The sequence below is a fragment of the Streptomyces sp. NPDC048172 genome, from assembly GCF_043202595.1.
Classification (GTDB): domain Bacteria; phylum Actinomycetota; class Actinomycetes; order Streptomycetales; family Streptomycetaceae; genus Streptomyces.
This window is the reverse complement of record NZ_JBIDAT010000001.1, coordinates 544,770-562,539: the sequence shown is the minus strand read 5'-3', so window position 1 is coordinate 562,539 and position 17,770 is coordinate 544,770. Positions and strand designations below refer to the sequence as shown.

Sequence of the window (17,770 nt, the reverse complement as noted above, 5' to 3'; positions counted from 1 at the left end):
GCCTCATGAGTGAGCAGCGTGAGAACGCAACCGACAGCGACAGCACGGGCAGCGCCCCGGGCGGTTTCGAGACCCTCGCCATCCACGCGGGCCAGACGGCCGATCCCGCGACGGGGGCCGTCGTGCCGCCCATCTACCAGGTGTCCACGTACAAGCAGGACGGCGTCGGCGGCCTGCGCGGCGGCTACGAGTACAGCCGCTCGGCCAACCCGACGCGCACCGCGCTGGAGGAGAACCTCGCGGCGCTGGAGGGCGGCAGGCGCGGGCTCGCCTTCGCCTCGGGGCTGGCGGCGGAGGACTGCCTGCTGCGTACGCTCCTGGTCCCCGGCGACCATGTGGTGATCCCGAACGACGCGTACGGCGGCACGTTCCGCCTCTTCTCCAAGGTCGCCGAGCGGTGGGGCGTGGAGTGGTCGGTGGCCGACACCTCCGACCCCGCGGCCGTCCAGGCCGCGCTGCGCGACCGTACGAAGGCGGTGTGGGTCGAGACGCCCTCGAACCCGCTGCTGGGCATCACCGACATCGCGGCCCTCGCCGGGATCGCGCACGGCGCGGGGGCCCGGCTGGTCGTGGACAACACCTTCGCGAGCCCGTACCTCCAGCAGCCGCTGGCGCTGGGCGCGGACGTCGTCGTGCACTCCACGACGAAGTACATGGGCGGCCACTCCGACGTGGTCGGCGGCGCGCTGGTGGTGAGCGACCCGGCGCTCGGCGACGACCTCGCCTTCCACCAGAACTCGATGGGCGCCGTCGCGGGCCCGTTCGACGCCTGGCTGGTGATGCGCGGCATCAAGACGCTGGCGGTACGGATGGACCGGCACTGCGCGAACGCCTCCCGCGTCGCCCAGCTCCTGGAGGCGCACCCGAAGGTGACCCAGGTCTTCTACCCGGGCCTCCCCTCCCACCAGGGGCACGAGGTCGCGGCGAAGCAGATGCGGGCCTTCGGCGGCATGGTCTCGTTCCGCGTCGCGGGCGGCGAGAAGGCGGCCGTCGCGGTCTGCGACCGGGCCAAGCTGTTCACGCTGGGTGAGTCCCTGGGCGGCGTGGAGTCGCTGATCGAGCACCCGGGCCTGATGACGCACGCCTCGGCGGCGGGCTCGGCCCTGGAGGTCCCGGACGACCTGGTCCGCCTCTCGGTCGGCATCGAGTCCCAGGACGACCTGCTGGCGGACCTGACGCAGGCCTTGGCGTAACGGCGCAGCCCCGTGACCCTGAGACGCCCCTTCGGGGCGTCTCCCGGGGCGTTCTACCAGCCCACCGTCGGTGACGTCTCCGGCGGCGCCGCCGTCCACGGGTCGTACGCGAGTGCCCACACCGCGAGGGCCAGGACGGTGAGCACGAGGACCAACCAGGCGCCGTTGCGCAGCCGACGGCGGCGGCGGGCGATCCGGGTGCCCAGCGTCAGGGCGCGCTCGGCGAGGTCGGGCGGGAGGGGCTCCACCCCGTCCAGCAGGCGGCGCACCTCCCGTTCCTTACGGTCCGGCAGCCTCACGCGTCACGTCACCCCCTCGGCGACCACGGGCCCGGGTCTCTCGCGGGGCGCGCTGAGGACCGTGGCCATGCCGCGTACGCACAGCGCGCGGACGCGCTCGACGGGCAGGCCGAGCCCGGCTGCGGTCTGTTCCTCGGCGACGCCCTCGAAGAGCCGCAGCACCAGCACGAGGCGCTCCTGCGGCGGCAGCGCGCCGAGCAGCCCGCCGCGGTCGCGGCGGTAGCGCCAGGCGGTGTGGGAGAAGCGCGCGGCCAGCTCCTGGCGCGTGTACTCGTACGGATCCTCGCCGCGCAGCCGGTCCCAGTCGGCGCAGGTGCGGGCGAGCGCGCCGACGAGCAGCCGCTCGGCCTCGGGCGTCGAACCGGGCGTCGCGCCCGGCGTCTCGGTGGTGAGGAGGGTGGCGGCATGCAGCAGCCTGCCGCCCGCACCCGCGACGAACGCGTCGAACTCCCGGGCGCGGCGGCGCTCCTGCCGTGCCCGCCGCTCTCGCACTGTGCGCGCCTCCTGCCGCCTATAGGACGGCAGCGACGCTGATCAAATCAAGAGGCGGGAACGTCGTGACCTGGCGGAGTGCCCGCCGGGCCACCGGGGTTGACGCCGAGCAGCGAGGTGTTGAAACGGGTGAGGAGGGTGCAGAACTGCTCCCGCTCCTCCTCGCTCCAGCCGTCGGTGACAAGCTCCATCAGCTCACGGCGCGAGGAGCGCACCTCCTCCAGCCTGGCCTCGCCGCGCGGCGAGAGCTGGAGCACGACGGCACGGCCGTCCTCCGGGTGCGAGGTCCGCTTGACCAGGCCGGACTCGACGAGCGGGGCGACCTGCCGGGTCACGGTCGAGGAGTCGATGCCCATGCCGGCCGCGAGCGCCTTGACGCCCATCGGACCTTCCTGGTCGAGCCTGTTGAGCAGGAGGTAGGCGGCACGGTCCATCGAGTTGCGGGCCTGTCCGACGCCGCCGAGCCGGGTCTGCTCGGCGCGCCGCGCGAAGACGGCGATCTGGTGCTGCATCGCGTCGAAGACGGAGGAGCCGGAGGAGCCGGTGGAGACGGTCCGGTCCTCGGCAGGCACCGCGTGGTCGTCGGTGATGTCTGTCGTCATGTCCGGGTGCGTGGGCATGGCCGGGGTGCTCGCTTCTTTGGTCTGCGGAAGGGTTCCAGCGTTCCGGTACGTGCGGGTACGGGGGTGGTGGGGCACAGAGTACGCGGACCGGCCGCCGGGCGTACCGTCGCTGCACGAACCGGTGACCTGGGAGTGACGATACGGAGTCCTCGCCGGTTCCGGCCGGGCAGGGGCGGCCCCCGTGCTGCGAGACTGGCGACATGGTCACCAGCACAGCCGGAGGCCGCGGGGAGGCACCGCCCACCCTCCCCCGCGTCTCCGTGGACGACGTTCGCATGGCGCGCAAGACCCTTGAGGGGGTCGCCCGTACGACCGCGATGGAGGGGAGCAGGCACCTCACCTCCCTGGTCGGCTCCCCCGTCCATCTCAAGTGCGAGAACCTGCAGCGCACCGGCTCGTTCAAGCTGCGGGGCGCGTACGTGCGCATCGCGGGGCTCCCGCCCGCGGAGCGCGCGCGGGGCGTCGTCGCGGCCAGCGCGGGCAACCACGCGCAGGGCGTCGCGCTCGCGGCCTCGCTGCTGGGGGTGCGCTCCACCGTGTTCATGCCGGTGGGGGCGCCGCTGCCGAAGGTCGCGGCGACCCGGGAGTACGGGGCCACGGTGCGGATGCACGGGCATGTGGTGGACGAGACGCTGGAGGCGGCCCAGGAGTACGCGGCGCGTACGGGCGCCGTCTTCATCCACCCCTTCGACCACCCGGACGTGGTGGCGGGGCAGGGCACGCTGGGCCTGGAGATCCTGGAGCAGTGCCCGGAGGTGCGCACGATCGTCGTGGGGATCGGCGGCGGTGGACTGGCGGCGGGCATCGCGGTGGCCGTGAAGGCGCTGCGGCCCGACGTCCACGTGATCGGCGTGCAGGCCGAGGGCGCCGCGGCGTATCCGCCCTCGCTGGCGGCGGGGCGTCCGGTCGCGCTGGAGTCGGTCGCGACGATGGCGGACGGGATCAAGGTGGGCCGCCCCGGGGACATCCCCTTCGAAATCGTTGGTGATCTCGTGGACGAGGTCCGTACGGTGTCCGAAGACGCCCTCTCCAGCGGGCTGTTGCTCTGCCTGGAGCGGGCCAAGCTCGTGGTGGAACCGGCGGGGGCTTCTCCGGTGGCCGCGCTGCTGGCGTCGCCGGGGAGCTTCGCGGGGCCGGTGGTCGCGGTGCTGTCCGGGGGGAACGTCGATCCACTGGTCCTGCAGCGCACGCTGCGGCACGGCATGGCGGCGGCGGGGCGCTACCTGTCGCTGCGGCTGCGGATCCACGACCGCCCGGGGGCCCTGGCCGCACTCCTCCGGGAATTGTCAGTGGTGGACGCTAACGTCCTGGATGTGAGCCACGTCCGGACCGATCCCCGGCTCGGGCTCGACGAAGCGGAGGTGGAGCTGCATTTGGAGACGAAGGGCCCGGAGCACTGCGTCGACGTCGCCTCGTCGCTCCGCGCCGCGGGTTACACGGTCATGAGCTGACCTGAGCACACCGGTCACTGAACGCGAACTATCGCGTATTGCTTGACGCGATACATCGCGTCACCCCATACTGCTGAGCGCCGGGCCGCACGCCCGTCGCATTCCGTACATGCCGGAACTGTCCGGCGGATCTAGCATTTCCGTAGCACCACTCCACATCTTTCAGGAGTCCACCCATGCCAGGTGCCATTTATGCCGAGGGGCTGGTGAAGACCTTCGGCGAGGTGAGGGCTCTGGACGGCGTCGATCTCGACGTGCCGGAAGGCACCGTCCTCGGCCTGCTCGGGCCGAACGGGGCGGGGAAGACCACCGCCGTGCGCGTCCTCACGACCCTCCTCCAGCCCGACAGCGGCAAGGCGGTGGTCGCCGGGATCGACGTCCTCAAGCACCCGACAGCCGTGCGGCGTTCGATCGGCCTCTCCGGTCAGTTCGCCGCCGTCGACGAGTATCTGACCGGCCGCGAGAACCTGCAGATGGTCGGGCAGCTCTACCAGATGTCCGGGCGCGACGCGAAGAAACGCGCTGTCGAGCTGCTCGACCGGTTCAACCTCGCGGACGCCGCCGACCGTACGGCGAAGACGTACTCGGGCGGCATGCGCCGCAGGCTCGACCTGGCCGCCGCGCTGGTGGTCAGCCCGCCCGTGATGTTCATGGACGAGCCGACGACCGGCCTCGACCCCCGCAACAGGCAGGCCCTGTGGGAGGTCATCGAGGAACTCGTCTCCGGCGGCACGACGTTGCTGCTCACCACGCAGTACCTGGAGGAGGCCGACCGCCTCGCGCACGACATCGCCGTCGTCGACCACGGCAAGGTCATCGCGCGCGGCACCTCCGACCAGCTGAAGGCCCAGACGGGCGGCGAGCGCATCGAGGTCGTCGTCCACGAGCGCGATCACATCCCCACGGCCCGCGGGATCCTGGAGCGGCACGCGCTGCCCGGCGCCGCGGCGGACAGCGTCGCCGTGGAGGACCACACCCGGAAGCTGACCGTCCCCGTCACCGGCGGCGCCAAGCTCCTCGCGGAGGTCATCCGCGAACTGGACACGCAGGGCATCGAGATCGACGACATCGGCCTGCGCAGGCCGACCCTCGACGACGTCTTCATCTCCCTCACGGGCCACGCGGCCGAGGACGAGACGGCGAAGGGCGCCGAGAAGGACGAGACCGAGGAGGCCGCGAAGTGAGTGCCACCACGCAGGCGGCGCCCGCCACGGCGGCGCCCAAGGGCCGAGGGGGCGTCATGCAGTCGGTCCGCGACTCCCTGGTCGTCGCCCGGCGCAATCTGATCCGCATGACCCGGATTCCGGATCGTGTTCGCCCGTATCGGCTAGGTTCCATCTCGGCCTCACGGCTGAGCGGCCGGAAGGAGCTTGCGCTGTGAGTGCCACCACGCAGACGGCGCCCGCCACGACTGCACCTGCTGGCCGAGGCGGCGCCGTCCAATCGGTCCGTGACTCCCTGGTGATGGCCCGACGGAACTTGATTCGCATGGTTCGGATTCCCGAAGTGGTTATTTTCGGGCTTATCCAGCCAATTATGTTCGTAGTGCTGTTCAGCTACGTATTCGGCGGGTCCATCAAGGTCCCTGGCTCCGGAACGGACGCCTCGCAGTACCGAGAGTTCCTGATGGCGGGCATCTTCGCCCAGACCGTCACGTTCGCTACGGCGGGCGCGGGCGCGGGCATCGCCGAGGACATGCACAAGGGCCTCGTAGACCGCTTCCGGTCGCTGCCCATGGCGCGCGGCGCGGTCCTCACCGGGCGTACGCTCGCGGACCTGGTGCAGACCGCGCTCACGCTGGTCGTGCTCGCCGTCGTCGCGCTACTCGTCGGCTGGCGCGCGCATGACGGCCTCCCCAAGGTCCTCGCGGGCTTCGGCCTGCTGCTCCTGCTCGGCTACGCCTTCACCTGGATCGGGGCTCTCATCGGACTCTCGGTCCGCACCCCGGAGGCGGCTACCTCGGGCGGGCTGATCTGGCTGTTCCCGCTGACGTTCATCTCAGTGGCGTTCGTCCCCTCGCAGAACATGCCGACGTTCCTTCAGCACATTGCCGAGTGGAACCCGTTCAGCGCCACAGTCGTAGCCTGCCGGGACCTGTTCGGGAACCTTCCCCCGAACTACCCGGTGCCCGACGCCTGGCCGATGCAGCATCCGGCGCTTGCCTCGGTGCTCTGGTCAGTCGCGATCATCGCGCTGTTCCGCACCCTCGCCGTCCGCAAGTACCGCCAGGCTGCTTGACCCCAGCACGACACGAGAGCGCCCCCTCCCCAAGCGGTGGAGGGGGCGCTCTCGGCTTGACTACCGGTTGGCAGTCTCATCCCGGACGGCGTTCAGGAATGAGGTCCAAGCTGATGCGCCGAAGAGGAGAGCAGGACCCTCCGGGGTCTTCGAGTCGCGTACCGGGACTCCGGACGGGTAGGCGTCGCAGACCTCTATGCAATCGCCGTTGCCGCCCCCGCTGTAGCTGCTCTTGCGCCACGCCGTGAGAGCGGACGCATCGGGGATAACGTGCTCATTTTCCATGTGAGTGGTCCTCTGCAACTGCCCTCATGAGGGCTAGTGAATCTTGCTGCGACAGCGCGTCGCTCATCGCAAGATCGTAGGATGCGCGGCACTCTGTCACTAGCGCCGGATCGTCCATGAGGTTCCCCGTGACGACGCCTTCAACGTAGGCGACGGGTGCAGAGTCGCTGAACGACATCAACGACACCATGCCTTCCATGAGCGAGTGAGCCCCGGCACTGAACGGAAGCACGTGCAGCCTGATTCGGCCGCTCTCTCCCATGTCGGCAATCTTGGTGAGCTGTTCAGGCATCACCAGCCTCCCCCCGACTGGTCGTCGGATGACGGCTTCGTCCAACAGGGTCCAGACTACGGGCGACGTGGGCTCTTCAAGCACCAGTGATCGTTCAGTTCGATTGACTACCTGCTTGTCAACCTCTGACGCGGTGTGGTTGGGCGAGTACGCGCGAAAGACCGTGCGAGCGTATTCCGGCGTCTGCAGCAGTCCAGGGATGAGCATTGCGCCGTACTGCCTCAACTCAGTTGCTTGCCTCTCAAGCTCTGCGGCTTCGTTGAAGTGATCCGCGTACCGGGGTTCGAGGTCCTCCAACCACCGAGAGAACCAGTCGTCCGCCTTAAGCGCCTTGTCTAGTCGCTTCGCATCATCGGGAGTAGGCAGACGGCGCCCGGCCTCGATGTGGCTAATCAAGGTGTGCGAACAGACCACATCGACGCTCAGTTCTGTCTGTGTCAGGCCAGCGGCCACACGCCGACGACGTAGCTCCTCGCCGTACTTCTCGCGTGCGCTCTTGTGTTCGCGCTCTGCCATGCGCCCAACTCCGGTTCTTGATTGCGGCGTTGTCAAGTCCTCCCCCCTAGCAGCGTAGCCAGTGCGTACGCACGCTGTAAGCGGCTCAACACGTACGGAAAGGAATCTGTGTCATGTCATCCCCCGGCCCGTCCGCCAGCAAGCCCCATGAGGTGAGGGAGGCTCGTGAGGAGTTGGCCGCCGCCTTCAAGCTCGCGGGACTGAACTTCCCGGCGATGGATGTTCCTCAGGATCCCCAGAGTGGGTTCGTCGTGCTCGGGGAGATCTCCGCATCCGTCGCCCGAAAGATGGCGGAGGTAGTTCGAGACGGGGCACGGCGGCGATGAAGACACAGGCTCTTGAGGAGCACATCGGTGCCCTCGTCCGCGACGAAGCGACGGGCTTCGTTGGCCACCTGGCAAGCGTGCTCAAAGATCTCATTGACCCCTACGCACCGCGCACTAGCAAGCCGCGCGATGTGGCATTCATCCGCCCGTTCGGGGGTGGTCGGGAACACGAGGCAATGCCTTACTCCGTGTGGCTGGTGGACACCACGCAAGGGACTGGGTGCCCTCACCCGAAGACGGAAGAGAAGGACGGCAAGACCATCTGTTCGGTCTGTCGTGAACAGATCTACCTCTGACCCTCTGACTCCTGCCCTGGGCCAGATCTCCCCGCACATGCCCGGGGCGGGCTAGTACCTCCGCCCGTGCCGATCCGATGGCTCACCGGATCCCCCCAGGCACGCGCGGGGAAGGTGGTCCGGCTCCCCCTGCCGGGGTTCGCAAGGGGTGGGGGAGTCGGGCCACGGACTACCGAGGCTCCCGCCTTGATCAGTGGGTCGGCGTCATGGACAGGTCGGGCGCTGATCGGGGCGGGTTGCCCGCACGGCCGTGTTCGTGACGGTCTGCGGCCGTGCGGGTCTGCAAGGCACACAACCGTGAAGGAGAGTGCAGCAGTGAACGCAACGCTGGAGCGTCCCGCCCCTGAGAGGGTGGCGGAGCGCGCACAGGAAATGCTGACGACGCTGGAAGCGGACCCGGAGTTCGGGCGGCTGGCGGAGTCCTGCAAGTCCTACGACGAAGCATGGACCGACTTCACCGGGTACGCGCTGCTCGACGGGTACGACGTCCGCAAGGACACGGACCCGCTGTTCCCCGAGGCCATCCGCGTTATGGCCATCAAGTCAGCCGTCTACGAGATGACGGACGGCAACGAGGACGCGGCCGAGGTCGCCGTCCCGGTTCCGGTGGACGTGATGATCCACGCGCTCGCCGCGCAGTTCACCGTTCTCAGCCGGATTCAGGAACGCACCGGAATCAAGTTCGTCCATGCCACGGACCGTGAGGCCATCGGGGCATGGGAGCCAGGCGACTACACCCACCAGGTGTACCGCGCGGCCTGGGGCCCGGTGAACGAACGCTACTGGCTCGACAAGACCGAGACGGAGCGCCGGACGGCCATCGTGACCCGTAAGTACGAGGGGATCGGGGTCTTCGAGGCCGGTAGGCGCATCGCTCCGGGCTTCGCCACGACTGCCGCGTAGACAGGAGGATCGATCATGCGCGTGTCGATGCGCCGGACTAAGGCAACGGCGCGGGCGGTACCCCTTGACCCCGGGCCGTTTCTAGCCGTCTCGATCGTGGCAAGTTGCATCGCCCTGGTGATGTACGCCGTGTACGTCGGCTAGGCCCCGTGCTCCCGCCGGTTCACCCCCCATGGCTCCCCCGCTATGAGATCCGGCGGGACTCACCCGCCCGTGTGCCCTCAGCTCGTAGGGCGCACGGGCGGGTGCTTGTCCCCCTAGCCTTTCGCCATGGATGACGCGTTCGTCAGGAACGATGATCATTGGGCGTGCGGCATCTGCCCGTCGCGCCGTCTCCCCGTGGGTGAGTTCGACGTGGCGGAGCGCCCGAGCCGGGATTTCCCGTTCAGCTCGCAGGACGGGCACCGGTACACCGCTGACGGTGTGCCCGTCTGCGTCCATCCGCACAAGGTGGGGCTACCCGCTGCCCGCTACAAGTCGGATGGGGTCCCGCTCGTTGATGAATTGCGACTCCCTGACGACGTAGCGCAGTTGGAGGACCGTCTTCGGGAGTTGGTCCACACGTGCGCACCCGGCGTCCTTGAACCTCTCATCGAGCAAGCTGTCCGGGAGATCGGACAACGCTTCCCCGAAGTGGATACCACCGCGATGCTCCGCCGGGCATTCGTGACCTGACTGGAGAGGCTGCTCACTCACTCTCGTCGGGCACGTCCTGGTGCTCGTCCTCGTTCGAGTGTCGATTCCTGCTCTGGAGATCGGATGTTCCCTCACGGGGCAGGCTGATGCAGCGGGGGCGGCTCGGTGGTCTGCTCCGACCCTCGGCCCGGGTCGCTCCCCTCGCGTTCGTTGGCTGGTTTTACAGGCTTGCCGGGGCGGACGGGAGGGAATCCGAGTAGTCGCTCGGGACGCTGGCGGCGCCCTAGACCCCGGCTCCGTCAGTCGTCTCGTGCGGTGGCTGGTGCGCCTGATGGGCACGTCCTGGTGCTCGTCGCCGGTTGGCGACAGGTAGCCGCCTCGCCCGTGATGTCCGAATTCGCGAGTCTCGCCGGCCTGACCTTCCTCCCTTTATGTCCGTTTCGCAGGCCCGTTGCCGACGTGGCCGCATGCTGGAGTCGTCTCTTCGTCCCGCCACTCATCCGGATAAGTGGTTGACCGGCTACATGGGTGAGTTGGAAGCTGTGCGGGTCCAGGCGGACGGCTCTCCTCGCGGGGGTGCTGTCGGCCTTCCTTCGAACTGATGAGGTGTCAGTTTTGAACGCACGTACAGGAATTCGGGCTGCGGTCGTCGCGGGTGTCGCGGTGCTGGGTCTGGGGATGGCGGGGGCGGCTACGGCCTCGGCGGCGTCGGCCTCGGCTCCGGCGAACGACGGCTATTCGTGGTCCTCGTCGGATCTGGCGGACGTGACGGTGGACGGCCTCCGGGTGAGGACCGGTCCGGGCACCGCGAACGGTGCAACGGGGCTCGTGTACCAGGGGGACCAGGTTCAGGTTCTCGACTGGACGAACGACCGCACGGGCCAGCGGTGGAATCAGGTGATGCTCACCCGGGACTCACGGGGCGGCCTGCCGGGCGGCTACGTGGGCTGGGTGACCGACTCCTACCTGTACCGGTCGTGACGGCCGGGAGTGATCCGAGAGGGCGCCGGGTCGGCTGGCGCCTGTGTCTGAATCTGAGGAGAAGCAATGAAGGTCAATGGTGCTGGACGGACGCGGGCGCGTCGGCTCGGCGGTGTGGCGGTGTGTGCGTCGGCGGCTGCGGTCGGCATGGTCGCGATCCCGTCGCAGGCGTCCGCGATGGAGGCCCCTTTGCCTCCGGGCATCCCTGGGGTGCTGCTTCCGGCTCCCTACACATCGACGGTGCTGGATGACGGCCTGCGGGTCCGCAACGGGCCCGGTCGCGATCACGACGCCCGGGGTCAGCTTTACGAGATGGATCGGGTCAAGATCTCCCACTGTCGGGGTGACTGGGCCCGGGTGAAGCTGTTGGGTACGAGCGCTGGCGGGCTGCACGACGGCACGCGGGGATGGGTGGCGGCCAAGTACGTGCTGCCGGGCCCGGTTCCCGAGGTGACGCTGACGCTGCCTCCGGGCTGCTCGGACGCCCGCTGATCTCCCGCCCCTTGGGAGACCGTTGAAAGATCCTTGCGCCCCCTCCCGTTCTGCGGGAGGGGGTTGCTTGATTCCTTGACTGCTACTGAGCAGTCAGGTGTAGTTGTGCGCGTGAAGTAGCACTGCGTGAACGTTTGGTGACCGATTTTGCGGTGCATGCGGGGGATTACTGCGTTCGCTGGCCTGGCACGACGACGGGGGTCGGCACGCCTGTGCCCACAACTCGGTCCGAGCAATGGGAGGTTGGATATCTGATGTCGTCGCGCGGGCTGTCCGGGGGCCCCGATCCGGAAGACGCGATGTGGGTGCGGGATCTCGACTACGTGGGCGCCTGGGAGATCGCCAGGGAGGCAGCAGACCAGCTCAACGGCGTCTCCGGCGGCGCCGTGGCAACTCCCCACGCGGGGCCGCGCGGTGAGGCCGTGGTGTGGCTACGGCCCGAGGCTGCGCGCCGGATCGCGTCCACTCTGGAGAGCATGGCGGCTCTGAGGGACTGCCCGATTCTGCGAGCTGGCGCCGCTCCGGCTGCGCGTGAGGACGGGGCGGGGGAGGCAGCGTGAGGCGGCCGTTCCGGGGCGGCGAATCGTGGACGACGCGCAAGGGCTCGGCGGTGTGGGTCGAGAGCGACCAGCGCGGAGAGGTGATCATGTGCGAGGGGTGCCCCCGCCCCATCCCGATCACCGGAGCGGGCCCGCCCCGGTTCGCTGCTGAAGATCACGCCCGGCGCTGCCCCGACTGACCACCGGCGGCTCCTCGACGCGAAGCGCCCCGCCCTCCCCCTGCGGAGAGCGGGGCGCTTCGCCGTTCTCGACTCACCCGCCGCTGCCCGGCGAGCCGTTGTCGTCCGGCGGCGCGAACACGCCCCCGCCGGGTCCGCCGCCGTTCTCGTCGCCCGATGGCGCGAGCGAGCCGCTGCCGGGTCCGCTGCCGTTCTCGTCGTTGACGGTGACGGTGGACTCCGGGGAGCCGTCCCCGTCGCTGGCTGCGGCTGTGCTGGCGGTGAGTCCGATGCCTCCGCCTGCGATGACGGCCACGGCAACGGCCGCTGCTAGTCGTCTGGTGCGCATGCATTCCCCCTTGCCGTCCGGGTTCAAGGGGCCATGGTCGCTCGCATGGGGGCGTGTGCGGGAGGACCTTCGGGCACGCCCGAAACACCTTGCTCGTCTCCTTCCGGGGCCTTCTAGTTCGCCGCCCTAGATCACGCCTGACGCCTTCGACGCCAGCCGACCACGGCGCTTGCCATGTCCGGATCGGGAGTGTGTGGCGGACGCGGCGACGTGCCGCATCTTGAGATACGGGCGTGGTGTCCTCACGCGCGCACGGTGATCAGCCGAGACGATGCCCGCATTCGCGCGTGAGGTCGCCTCGCTGGGCGGGGTCCAGGGGCGCGCTATAGCGCCCCTGGTACCACCGGCCCGAACTGGAGTCCCTGACCGGCGGGAGAGCGCGCGGCATGGGTGCTGACGGCGTCTCAGGCCCGTTCCGGGAGCGGGCACGGGATGCCGGGCGCGGTGCTGGAGCGGCACGGCTGGCGGGCGAATCCGCGGGACGGGTGCGCGCACGGGAAAGCCCCCGCTTGAGCGGGGGCTTCAAGCTGCTCAAGGGCGGGGAGCTGGCTTCGCGGGCGGCCTGCCGACCGGGCAGGACCGGCCGTCAGGCCGCAGCCTGCCCGGGGCGGCAAAGGCCGCCCCGGCGGCGCCGCAGGCGCCGCCCTAGAGCAAGTGAAGAAGAGTTACACCGATTGGCGCGGGCGGCTGGCACGGGTCGGCCAGACCGGGAACACGAGCCGGTGCGCGACCGCCGGGGCGCGCAGTTCCTCGCACAGCAGCGGCCTCTCGTCGGTGCCGTGCGTGACCCGGTAGGCGAGCATGAGAGGGGAGCCGTCCGGCAGCGAGAGGGCCGCGCGCTCGTCCGGATACGGCAAGCGGGCGGTCACGTGATCGGTCCAGGAAAGGGACTCGCCAGCGTCGCTCAGCCGCCCGTAGATCACCTCGACGGGGGCGTCCGGCTCCGTGCCGAGGTCGGGCGCGAGGGCGGCGGTCGACAGCGGGATGAGCATCCGGTGCGCGGCGCGGGCGCCGGTCTCCGGGGCGTAGAGCTGGCGGTCAACGCTGAACGCGTCCTGGTCCTGCATGTCCATGAGATGGGCGGGGAGGCCGTCGAACGTCGTTCGGGTCACGCAGGGCTCTCCGGCCTCGCTCATGCCCTCATGGAGCTTCCACTTCTTGCCGCTGCGGCTGATCGCCCGATTGATCTCGTGCGCCGGTCCTGGCTCGCCGCGCACGATGCTGCCTTTGCCCTGGCGCACGTCGATAAGCCCCATGCCGCGCAGTTCGGCGATGGCGGCGCGGACCGTGTGCTTGCCGACGCCGTACCGCTTGCTCATCTCCGCCTCGGACGGCAGCAGATCCCCCGGCGCGTACTTGCCTGCCTTGATCTCGTCGGCCACGCGTCGCGCCAACTGCATGTAGCGCGGCGTAGGGGTCTCAAGCGGCTCGGTGTGGGTGGGGGTCTCGGGCACGTCTCCTCCTCGGCAGAGATCACTCGGGGCGGTGCGGTGGTCAACCACTCATCAGGATGAGTGGATCTGGACCATATCCGGTCCATCCCCAGCGTCCCACCCGACCAGTCATCCGGATAACCGGTTGACCGGTTCCTGTCGCCCTGGACTAGTCTCCTTGTCACTCATCCGGATAAGTGGATGACCGAGAAGAGAGGCGAGATATGCAGAACAAACCGATCGACGCTGCCCGGCTCGGCGTCATCCGGTGCACCGTGGCGCCGGAACCGCGCACGACCCCGGATGGCCAGATCCGTACGGACCGCGAGGGCAACACTCAGTTCGTCACGGGGCTCGTGATCCGCGAGGAAGGGCGGCGGCGCACGCACGGCATCGACGTAGTGACGATCGTCGAGCCGCGCGGCATCGCAGAGGGCGCCGAGGTCACCGTGACGGGTCTGACGGCTATCGACTGGTCGCAAGAGGGGCGGTCGGGCACGGCCTGGCGGGCGGAGACGATCGCCCCGGCCGGTCCGGCTCCGTCGCCCGCTGCGGGCTCGGCCCCGGCATCGGCTCCGGCTCCGGGGCGCAAGGGGGGTGAGTCCTGATGGAGGAGACCCCCGGGCTCTGGCGGCTCTCGGACGCTCAGGCTGACGGCTGCGCCTGCGTGGTGTGCGGCGTCGATTTCCTGCGGGTGGAGATCCTGCACAAGGAGGTCGGCGTCACGGAGCGCGGCCCCGTGTATGCCTGCCGGGGCACATGCAAGGACTACGTGGACGAAGCGCTCAAGCAGCTTGCGGAGGGCGGCACGACCCCGGCCCCTGACGGCCAGCGGGAGGACGGGGACGACGGCGACGCGATCGGCGCCCGCGCCGTGATCCTCGGCGGAGACAACGAGTTCTGGAAGCTGCTCCGTGATCTTCGCGCGATGGCCGGAACCGAGGCGCTGCTGACCGTCACGGAGGACGTGCCGACCATCAAATACCTCCTTCGGCTGACGGCCCGTCACGCCAGCGATGCCGCCGACCGCGCGCGTCAGGTGCTGGCCGTGACCGGCGACGCGGACGGGGAAGGCGGGGAGGACCGGGACGTGGGCGGGGGTGAGGAGTGATGCCCGCCTCCCTCGTGGTCTGGATCCTTACGGCGCTGATCATCGTCGCCGTGCTGACTCAGCGCTGGTGGGAACCGAAGCTGGCCGCGCGCGGGGTCAACGTCCATGCCTACCCCTGGCGTTGGTGGCTGACCGGGTACCCCCGGGTCGCGCTGCGCATGTGGTGGACGTGGCGGCGGGTGTGCCATCTCAACGGGCTGTCCGTGTCCTTCTCGCCGACTCAGCGCGTGGTGGGGCGGAACCTCGTGGTCCAGGGCACGGCGCTGCGGCCCAAGACCCCGGTCATGGGCGTGCCGGTGCCGACGCGTACGGGGCTGCGGGTCCGCGTCCGGCTCCACCCGGGCCAGACCCCGGCGCCCTACCTGGCGGCGGCGCACGCGATGGAACACGCCTGGGAGGTGCACACCGTCCGGGTCTCCTCGCCGGTGCGCGGAGAGGTCCTGATCTCCGTCATCCCTATGGATCCCCTCGGCCGTGACGGGCTGCCCCCGGCCGAGGGGCCCGGGACGCTGGCCGTGCTCGTCGGCCGCGTCGAAGATGACGCGCCGTGGGTCCTCGACCTGCGGCACACCCCGCACTGGCTGGTGACCGGGGCCACGCAGTCCGGGAAGAGCACGCTCCTCTCAGCGCTGGTGCACGGGCTGGCTCGGCGGCGGGTGGCCCTGGTCGGCATCGACTGCAAAGGCGGGGTCGAGCTCGGGCTGTACGCGCCGCGCCTGTCGGCCCTGGCCACCGACCGTGCCGAAGCGATCCGCGTGCTGGGCTCCCTGGTCGAGCTGGTGCGCGACCGCATGCGGCTGTGCCGCGCGGCCAGCGTGCGCACGGTGTGGGATCTGCGGGTGGAAGACCAGCCCGTGCCCGTGGTCGTCCTGGTGGACGAACTTGCAGAGCTGTACCTCACGGACGGCACCAAACAGGACCGGGAGGACGCGGAGCTGTGCGGCACGCTGCTGCTCCGCCTCGCCCAGCTCGGCGCCGCGCTCGGAGTGCATCTCGTGCTCGCCGGTCAGCGGGTCGGCTCGGACCTCGGGCCCAAAGTCACCGCGCTCCGCTCCCAGTTGGGCGGAAGGGTCGCGCACCGGTCCCACGATTCCGCCTCGGCGGAAATGACGCTCGGGGACGTGAGCCCTGACGCGGTGGTCGTCGCGCAGTCCATCTCCGAACACGAAAAGGGGGTGGCGGTGGTCACGACTACCGGCGGCCAGTGGATGCGCGCCCGGTCCAATCCGATTCCCGCAAAAGATGCGGCGCAGGAAGCCGAACGTAATTCGAGCCTCACGCCGCCGCTCCCGGGAATCGAACGCAAAACCTACGTGATGACAGGAGGTGAAAACGAATGAATCAATCGAGCGTCTGGGTCGTGGACACGTTCCTATGGCTCTTCGCATTCATGGTCGCGCGCAGCCGTGAAGTCAAGACATGGCAAGTGATCCTCATTGCCCTAGCCGGATTCCTGCTCGGCATGACGCCGTTCGGCTACCCCGTCATGGCGTTCGTGAAAACAGCTTTCGTCGCATTCGGACTCTGAAAATCCCCGGCATCAGCCGGCCTGTACCTCAAATTTTGAATTCCCAATTCGTGCCCGCGGGGCCATCCCAAAAGCATTCTCGTCGCATTCTCGCACTCGAATCCACTGGAGACATTCCATGAACGAAACCAACCGGACCGTAATCCCCAGAGAAAGGGGGCCACCAGTGAACGAGAAGGCGGCGCGGCGCTCGGCCCTTGAAACGGCTGAGCGCCTGCGCTCCCTCTCCCTCACGGAAAGGGACATCCTCCGGGTCATACAGGACCCCTCATTCCCGCGCTGGCGGGAACAGATCACAGCAATAGGAGGATGCGAACACCCCGTCTACCTCGCGGGCCACACCACCGTCCGCGACTCCGCTACCGGCGCCATCCTCCGGCACTACGACACCTTCGACGAACCCGGCGGGCGCCTCCCGGTGCGGTGCAAGAACCGCAGGGCCTCCCGCTGCGCCCCCTGCTCCCGCCTCCACTCCGGCGACACGTACCAGCTCATCCGCTCCGGCCTGACCGGCGGCAAGGGCGTACGGCCGGAAGTCGAGCGGCACCCCCGGCTCTTCGTCACCCTCACCGCGCCGTCCTTCGGCGCCGTTCACCGCAGCATCCCCGATACCCCGTGCCGACCCCGGCGTGACGGCGGGCGGTGCGAGCACGGGCGTCCGGTCGGCTGCGGCCAGCGTCACGCCCTCACTGACCCGTTCGTGGGCACCCCTCTCTGCTCCGCCTGCTACGACTACACCGCACACGTGTTGTGGCACGCGAATGCCGGGCGGCTGTGGAACCGCTTCTGTGACGCGGTACGGCGGGCGCTGGCCACGCAAGCGGGCATCGCTCAGTCACACCTGCGCCGTCATGCGCGCCTCTCCTTCGCCAAGGTTGCGGAGTACCAGCGGCGGGGCGCCGTCCACTTCCATGCCGTCGTCCGCCTGGACGGCCCTGACGGGCCCCAGACGCCCCCGCCCGGCTGGGGCACGCCCGAGCTGCTGACGGCCGCCGTACGGGCCGCTGCGGCCTCCGTGAGCGTCACCGCCACCTACTCACCCGCCACCGGCGAACACGTCATCCGCTGGGGCAAGGAACTCGACGTCCACCCCATCCGGCCGGATTCGCTCACCGGCGAGACGATTACAGATGACGCCGTTGCCGCGTACGTCGCCAAATACATATCCAAGTCCATAGCCGATTCAGCGGGCGGAATCGACTACCGAATAACCTCATACGCCAGCATCCAACTCGCCCCGGTCAACCGCCACATACGAACCCTCATGGCCTCCTGCTGGCGCCTCGGCGGACTCCCCGAACTCGCCCCCCTCCACCTGCGGGCATGGACTCACACCCTCGGGTACCGAGGACACGCACTCACCAAATCCCGCTGCTACTCCACCACATACGGCGCACTCCGCGCCGCACGCGCGGAACACTCCGGGGGCACTCCTGCCGACAAGGCATTCCCTGTCGCGACGATTGAATCAGCCTGGCGCTACGTCGGATCCGGGTACACCCTCGGGGAGGCAGAAATATCCGCCGCGATTCTCGCAGACACAGAACTCTCTCGCGAGGCGCGCCGGGACGCGATTGCCATGGAACTTGGGCGGGATTCATGAAGAAC

At 69.3% G+C, this 17,770-nt stretch carries 23 protein-coding genes; 16 read left to right on the top strand and 7 right to left on the bottom strand.

Features of this window, described 5'->3' with window-relative positions; translation table 11 throughout:
- Nucleotides 1-5: 5 nt before the first annotated feature.
- Entirely contained in the window at nt 6-1,193 is a 1,188-nt protein-coding gene (locus ACGF3A_RS02700) for a cystathionine gamma-synthase (RefSeq protein WP_393725029.1), read from the top strand.
- A gap of 53 nt (nt 1,194-1,246) precedes the next feature.
- Here the strand turns inward: ACGF3A_RS02700 and ACGF3A_RS02695 are convergent, their stop codons facing one another.
- From ACGF3A_RS02695 to ACGF3A_RS02685, 3 genes are read right to left on the bottom strand one after another with little or no spacing between them, the layout of a single operon-like run.
- Complete coding sequence (locus ACGF3A_RS02695) at nt 1,247-1,492, bottom strand: hypothetical protein (RefSeq protein WP_393725027.1); 246 nt, start codon at nt 1,490-1,492, stop codon at nt 1,247-1,249.
- A gap of 3 nt (nt 1,493-1,495) precedes the next feature.
- The gene (locus tag ACGF3A_RS02690) at nt 1,496-1,984 is read right to left on the bottom strand and encodes a sigma factor-like helix-turn-helix DNA-binding protein (protein WP_393725025.1); all 489 of its coding nucleotides are present in this window, start codon (nt 1,982-1,984) and stop codon (nt 1,496-1,498) included.
- 47 nt (nt 1,985-2,031) lie between these two features.
- A complete protein-coding gene (locus ACGF3A_RS02685) occupies nt 2,032-2,604 on the bottom strand; it encodes a MarR family winged helix-turn-helix transcriptional regulator (RefSeq protein WP_393725023.1) in 573 nt (190 codons plus the stop codon).
- A 203-nt stretch (nt 2,605-2,807) separates the two neighbouring features.
- On the opposite strand from ACGF3A_RS02685, the gene ilvA reads away from it, so the two are divergent.
- The 4 genes from ilvA to ACGF3A_RS02665 all read left to right on the top strand — a co-directional run bounded on the left by ilvA (nt 2,808) and on the right by ACGF3A_RS02665 (nt 6,296).
- On the top strand, nt 2,808-4,058 hold the full coding sequence (gene ilvA, locus ACGF3A_RS02680; protein WP_393725021.1) for a threonine ammonia-lyase: 1,251 nt from the start codon (nt 2,808-2,810) through the stop codon (nt 4,056-4,058).
- A gap of 176 nt (nt 4,059-4,234) precedes the next feature.
- Complete coding sequence (locus tag ACGF3A_RS02675; RefSeq protein ID WP_393725019.1) at nt 4,235-5,242, top strand: ATP-binding cassette domain-containing protein; 1,008 nt, start codon at nt 4,235-4,237, stop codon at nt 5,240-5,242.
- Nucleotides 5,239-5,439 (top strand): hypothetical protein, encoded by a 201-nt coding sequence (locus ACGF3A_RS02670; RefSeq protein WP_393725017.1) that lies wholly within the window; start codon nt 5,239-5,241, stop codon nt 5,437-5,439. The genes ACGF3A_RS02675 and ACGF3A_RS02670 overlap by 4 nt, the downstream gene beginning before the upstream one ends.
- On the top strand, nt 5,436-6,296 hold the full coding sequence (locus ACGF3A_RS02665) for an ABC transporter permease (protein ID WP_393725015.1): 861 nt from the start codon (nt 5,436-5,438) through the stop codon (nt 6,294-6,296). Before ACGF3A_RS02670 ends, ACGF3A_RS02665 begins: the two co-directional genes overlap by 4 nt.
- Before the next feature lie 60 nt (nt 6,297-6,356).
- On the opposite strand, the gene ACGF3A_RS02660 is transcribed toward ACGF3A_RS02665, so the two are convergent.
- Together ACGF3A_RS02660 and ACGF3A_RS02655 are read right to left on the bottom strand one after the other, a co-directional pair.
- Nucleotides 6,357-6,581 carry a DUF397 domain-containing protein gene (locus tag ACGF3A_RS02660; protein WP_393725013.1) on the bottom strand — a complete coding sequence of 75 codons (225 nt, stop codon included), beginning with the start codon at nt 6,579-6,581 and terminating at the stop codon, nt 6,357-6,359.
- Nucleotides 6,571-7,389 carry a Scr1 family TA system antitoxin-like transcriptional regulator gene (locus tag ACGF3A_RS02655; RefSeq protein ID WP_393725011.1) on the bottom strand — a complete coding sequence of 273 codons (819 nt, stop codon included), beginning with the start codon at nt 7,387-7,389 and terminating at the stop codon, nt 6,571-6,573. The genes ACGF3A_RS02660 and ACGF3A_RS02655 overlap by 11 nt, the downstream gene beginning before the upstream one ends.
- A 322-nt stretch (nt 7,390-7,711) precedes the next feature.
- On the opposite strand from ACGF3A_RS02655, the gene ACGF3A_RS02650 reads away from it, so the two are divergent.
- The 6 genes from ACGF3A_RS02650 (at nt 7,712) to ACGF3A_RS02625 (ending at nt 11,762) form a co-directional block, all read left to right on the top strand.
- Nucleotides 7,712-8,011: a hypothetical protein gene (locus tag ACGF3A_RS02650; protein WP_393725009.1), complete on the top strand. Its 300-nt coding sequence runs from the start codon at nt 7,712-7,714 to the stop codon at nt 8,009-8,011.
- Between the two features lie 315 nt (nt 8,012-8,326).
- Nucleotides 8,327-8,914: a hypothetical protein gene (locus tag ACGF3A_RS02645; RefSeq protein WP_393725007.1), complete on the top strand. Its 588-nt coding sequence runs from the start codon at nt 8,327-8,329 to the stop codon at nt 8,912-8,914.
- Between the two features lie 270 nt (nt 8,915-9,184).
- Nucleotides 9,185-9,589, top strand: coding sequence for a hypothetical protein (locus tag ACGF3A_RS02640; protein WP_393725005.1), 405 nt, complete (start codon nt 9,185-9,187; stop codon nt 9,587-9,589).
- A gap of 576 nt (nt 9,590-10,165) precedes the next feature.
- Entirely contained in the window at nt 10,166-10,531 is a 366-nt protein-coding gene (locus tag ACGF3A_RS02635) for an SH3 domain-containing protein (RefSeq protein WP_393725003.1), read from the top strand.
- A 66-nt stretch (nt 10,532-10,597) separates the two neighbouring features.
- Nucleotides 10,598-11,023, top strand: coding sequence for an SH3 domain-containing protein (locus tag ACGF3A_RS02630; protein ID WP_393725001.1), 426 nt, complete (start codon nt 10,598-10,600; stop codon nt 11,021-11,023).
- Between the two features lie 556 nt (nt 11,024-11,579).
- Nucleotides 11,580-11,762 (top strand): hypothetical protein, encoded by a 183-nt coding sequence (locus ACGF3A_RS02625; RefSeq protein WP_393724999.1) that lies wholly within the window; start codon nt 11,580-11,582, stop codon nt 11,760-11,762.
- 73 nt (nt 11,763-11,835) lie between these two features.
- Here the strand turns inward: ACGF3A_RS02625 and ACGF3A_RS02620 are convergent, their stop codons facing one another.
- Both ACGF3A_RS02620 and ACGF3A_RS02615 read right to left on the bottom strand, forming a co-directional pair.
- Nucleotides 11,836-12,090 carry a hypothetical protein gene (locus ACGF3A_RS02620; protein ID WP_393724997.1) on the bottom strand — a complete coding sequence of 85 codons (255 nt, stop codon included), beginning with the start codon at nt 12,088-12,090 and terminating at the stop codon, nt 11,836-11,838.
- A gap of 665 nt (nt 12,091-12,755) precedes the next feature.
- Nucleotides 12,756-13,544 carry a GntR family transcriptional regulator gene (locus ACGF3A_RS02615; RefSeq protein WP_393724995.1) on the bottom strand — a complete coding sequence of 263 codons (789 nt, stop codon included), beginning with the start codon at nt 13,542-13,544 and terminating at the stop codon, nt 12,756-12,758.
- Nucleotides 13,545-13,747: 203 nt separating this feature from the next.
- Between ACGF3A_RS02615 and ACGF3A_RS02610 the strand changes: the two genes are divergently transcribed.
- The 5 genes from ACGF3A_RS02610 (at nt 13,748) to ACGF3A_RS02590 (ending at nt 17,765) form a co-directional block, all read left to right on the top strand.
- Complete coding sequence (locus ACGF3A_RS02610) at nt 13,748-14,131, top strand: hypothetical protein (protein ID WP_393724993.1); 384 nt, start codon at nt 13,748-13,750, stop codon at nt 14,129-14,131.
- A complete protein-coding gene (locus ACGF3A_RS02605) occupies nt 14,131-14,634 on the top strand; it encodes a hypothetical protein (RefSeq protein ID WP_393724991.1) in 504 nt (167 codons plus the stop codon). The genes ACGF3A_RS02610 and ACGF3A_RS02605 overlap by 1 nt, the downstream gene beginning before the upstream one ends.
- On the top strand, nt 14,634-15,974 hold the full coding sequence (locus ACGF3A_RS02600) for an FtsK/SpoIIIE domain-containing protein (RefSeq protein ID WP_393724989.1): 1,341 nt from the start codon (nt 14,634-14,636) through the stop codon (nt 15,972-15,974). Before ACGF3A_RS02605 ends, ACGF3A_RS02600 begins: the two co-directional genes overlap by 1 nt.
- Nucleotides 15,971-16,162, top strand: coding sequence for a hypothetical protein (locus tag ACGF3A_RS02595; protein ID WP_393724987.1), 192 nt, complete (start codon nt 15,971-15,973; stop codon nt 16,160-16,162). Before ACGF3A_RS02600 ends, ACGF3A_RS02595 begins: the two co-directional genes overlap by 4 nt.
- Nucleotides 16,163-16,328: 166 nt before the next feature.
- Nucleotides 16,329-17,765: a replication initiator gene (locus ACGF3A_RS02590; RefSeq protein WP_393724985.1), complete on the top strand. Its 1,437-nt coding sequence runs from the start codon at nt 16,329-16,331 to the stop codon at nt 17,763-17,765.
- Nucleotides 17,766-17,770: the final 5 nt, after the last annotated feature.

Coding starts and splice junctions, on each gene's coding strand:
- ACGF3A_RS02685 (WP_393725023.1), bottom strand. CDS start 2,604: ATGCCCACGCACCCGGACATGACGACAGACATCACCGACGACCACGCG.
- ACGF3A_RS02630 (WP_393725001.1), top strand. CDS start 10,598: ATGAAGGTCAATGGTGCTGGACGGACGCGGGCGCGTCGGCTCGGCGGT.
- ACGF3A_RS02600 (WP_393724989.1), top strand. CDS start 14,634: ATGCCCGCCTCCCTCGTGGTCTGGATCCTTACGGCGCTGATCATCGTC.
- ACGF3A_RS02660 (WP_393725013.1), bottom strand. CDS start 6,581: ATGGAAAATGAGCACGTTATCCCCGATGCGTCCGCTCTCACGGCGTGG.
- ACGF3A_RS02605 (WP_393724991.1), top strand. CDS start 14,131: ATGGAGGAGACCCCCGGGCTCTGGCGGCTCTCGGACGCTCAGGCTGAC.
- ACGF3A_RS02675 (WP_393725019.1), top strand. CDS start 4,235: ATGCCAGGTGCCATTTATGCCGAGGGGCTGGTGAAGACCTTCGGCGAG.
- ACGF3A_RS02650 (WP_393725009.1), top strand. CDS start 7,712: ATGAAGACACAGGCTCTTGAGGAGCACATCGGTGCCCTCGTCCGCGAC.
- ilvA (WP_393725021.1), top strand. CDS start 2,808: ATGGTCACCAGCACAGCCGGAGGCCGCGGGGAGGCACCGCCCACCCTC.
- ACGF3A_RS02610 (WP_393724993.1), top strand. CDS start 13,748: ATGCAGAACAAACCGATCGACGCTGCCCGGCTCGGCGTCATCCGGTGC.
- ACGF3A_RS02620 (WP_393724997.1), bottom strand. CDS start 12,090: ATGCGCACCAGACGACTAGCAGCGGCCGTTGCCGTGGCCGTCATCGCA.
- ACGF3A_RS02655 (WP_393725011.1), bottom strand. CDS start 7,389: ATGGCAGAGCGCGAACACAAGAGCGCACGCGAGAAGTACGGCGAGGAG.
- ACGF3A_RS02640 (WP_393725005.1), top strand. CDS start 9,185: ATGGATGACGCGTTCGTCAGGAACGATGATCATTGGGCGTGCGGCATC.
- ACGF3A_RS02595 (WP_393724987.1), top strand. CDS start 15,971: ATGAATCAATCGAGCGTCTGGGTCGTGGACACGTTCCTATGGCTCTTC.
- ACGF3A_RS02700 (WP_393725029.1), top strand. CDS start 6: ATGAGTGAGCAGCGTGAGAACGCAACCGACAGCGACAGCACGGGCAGC.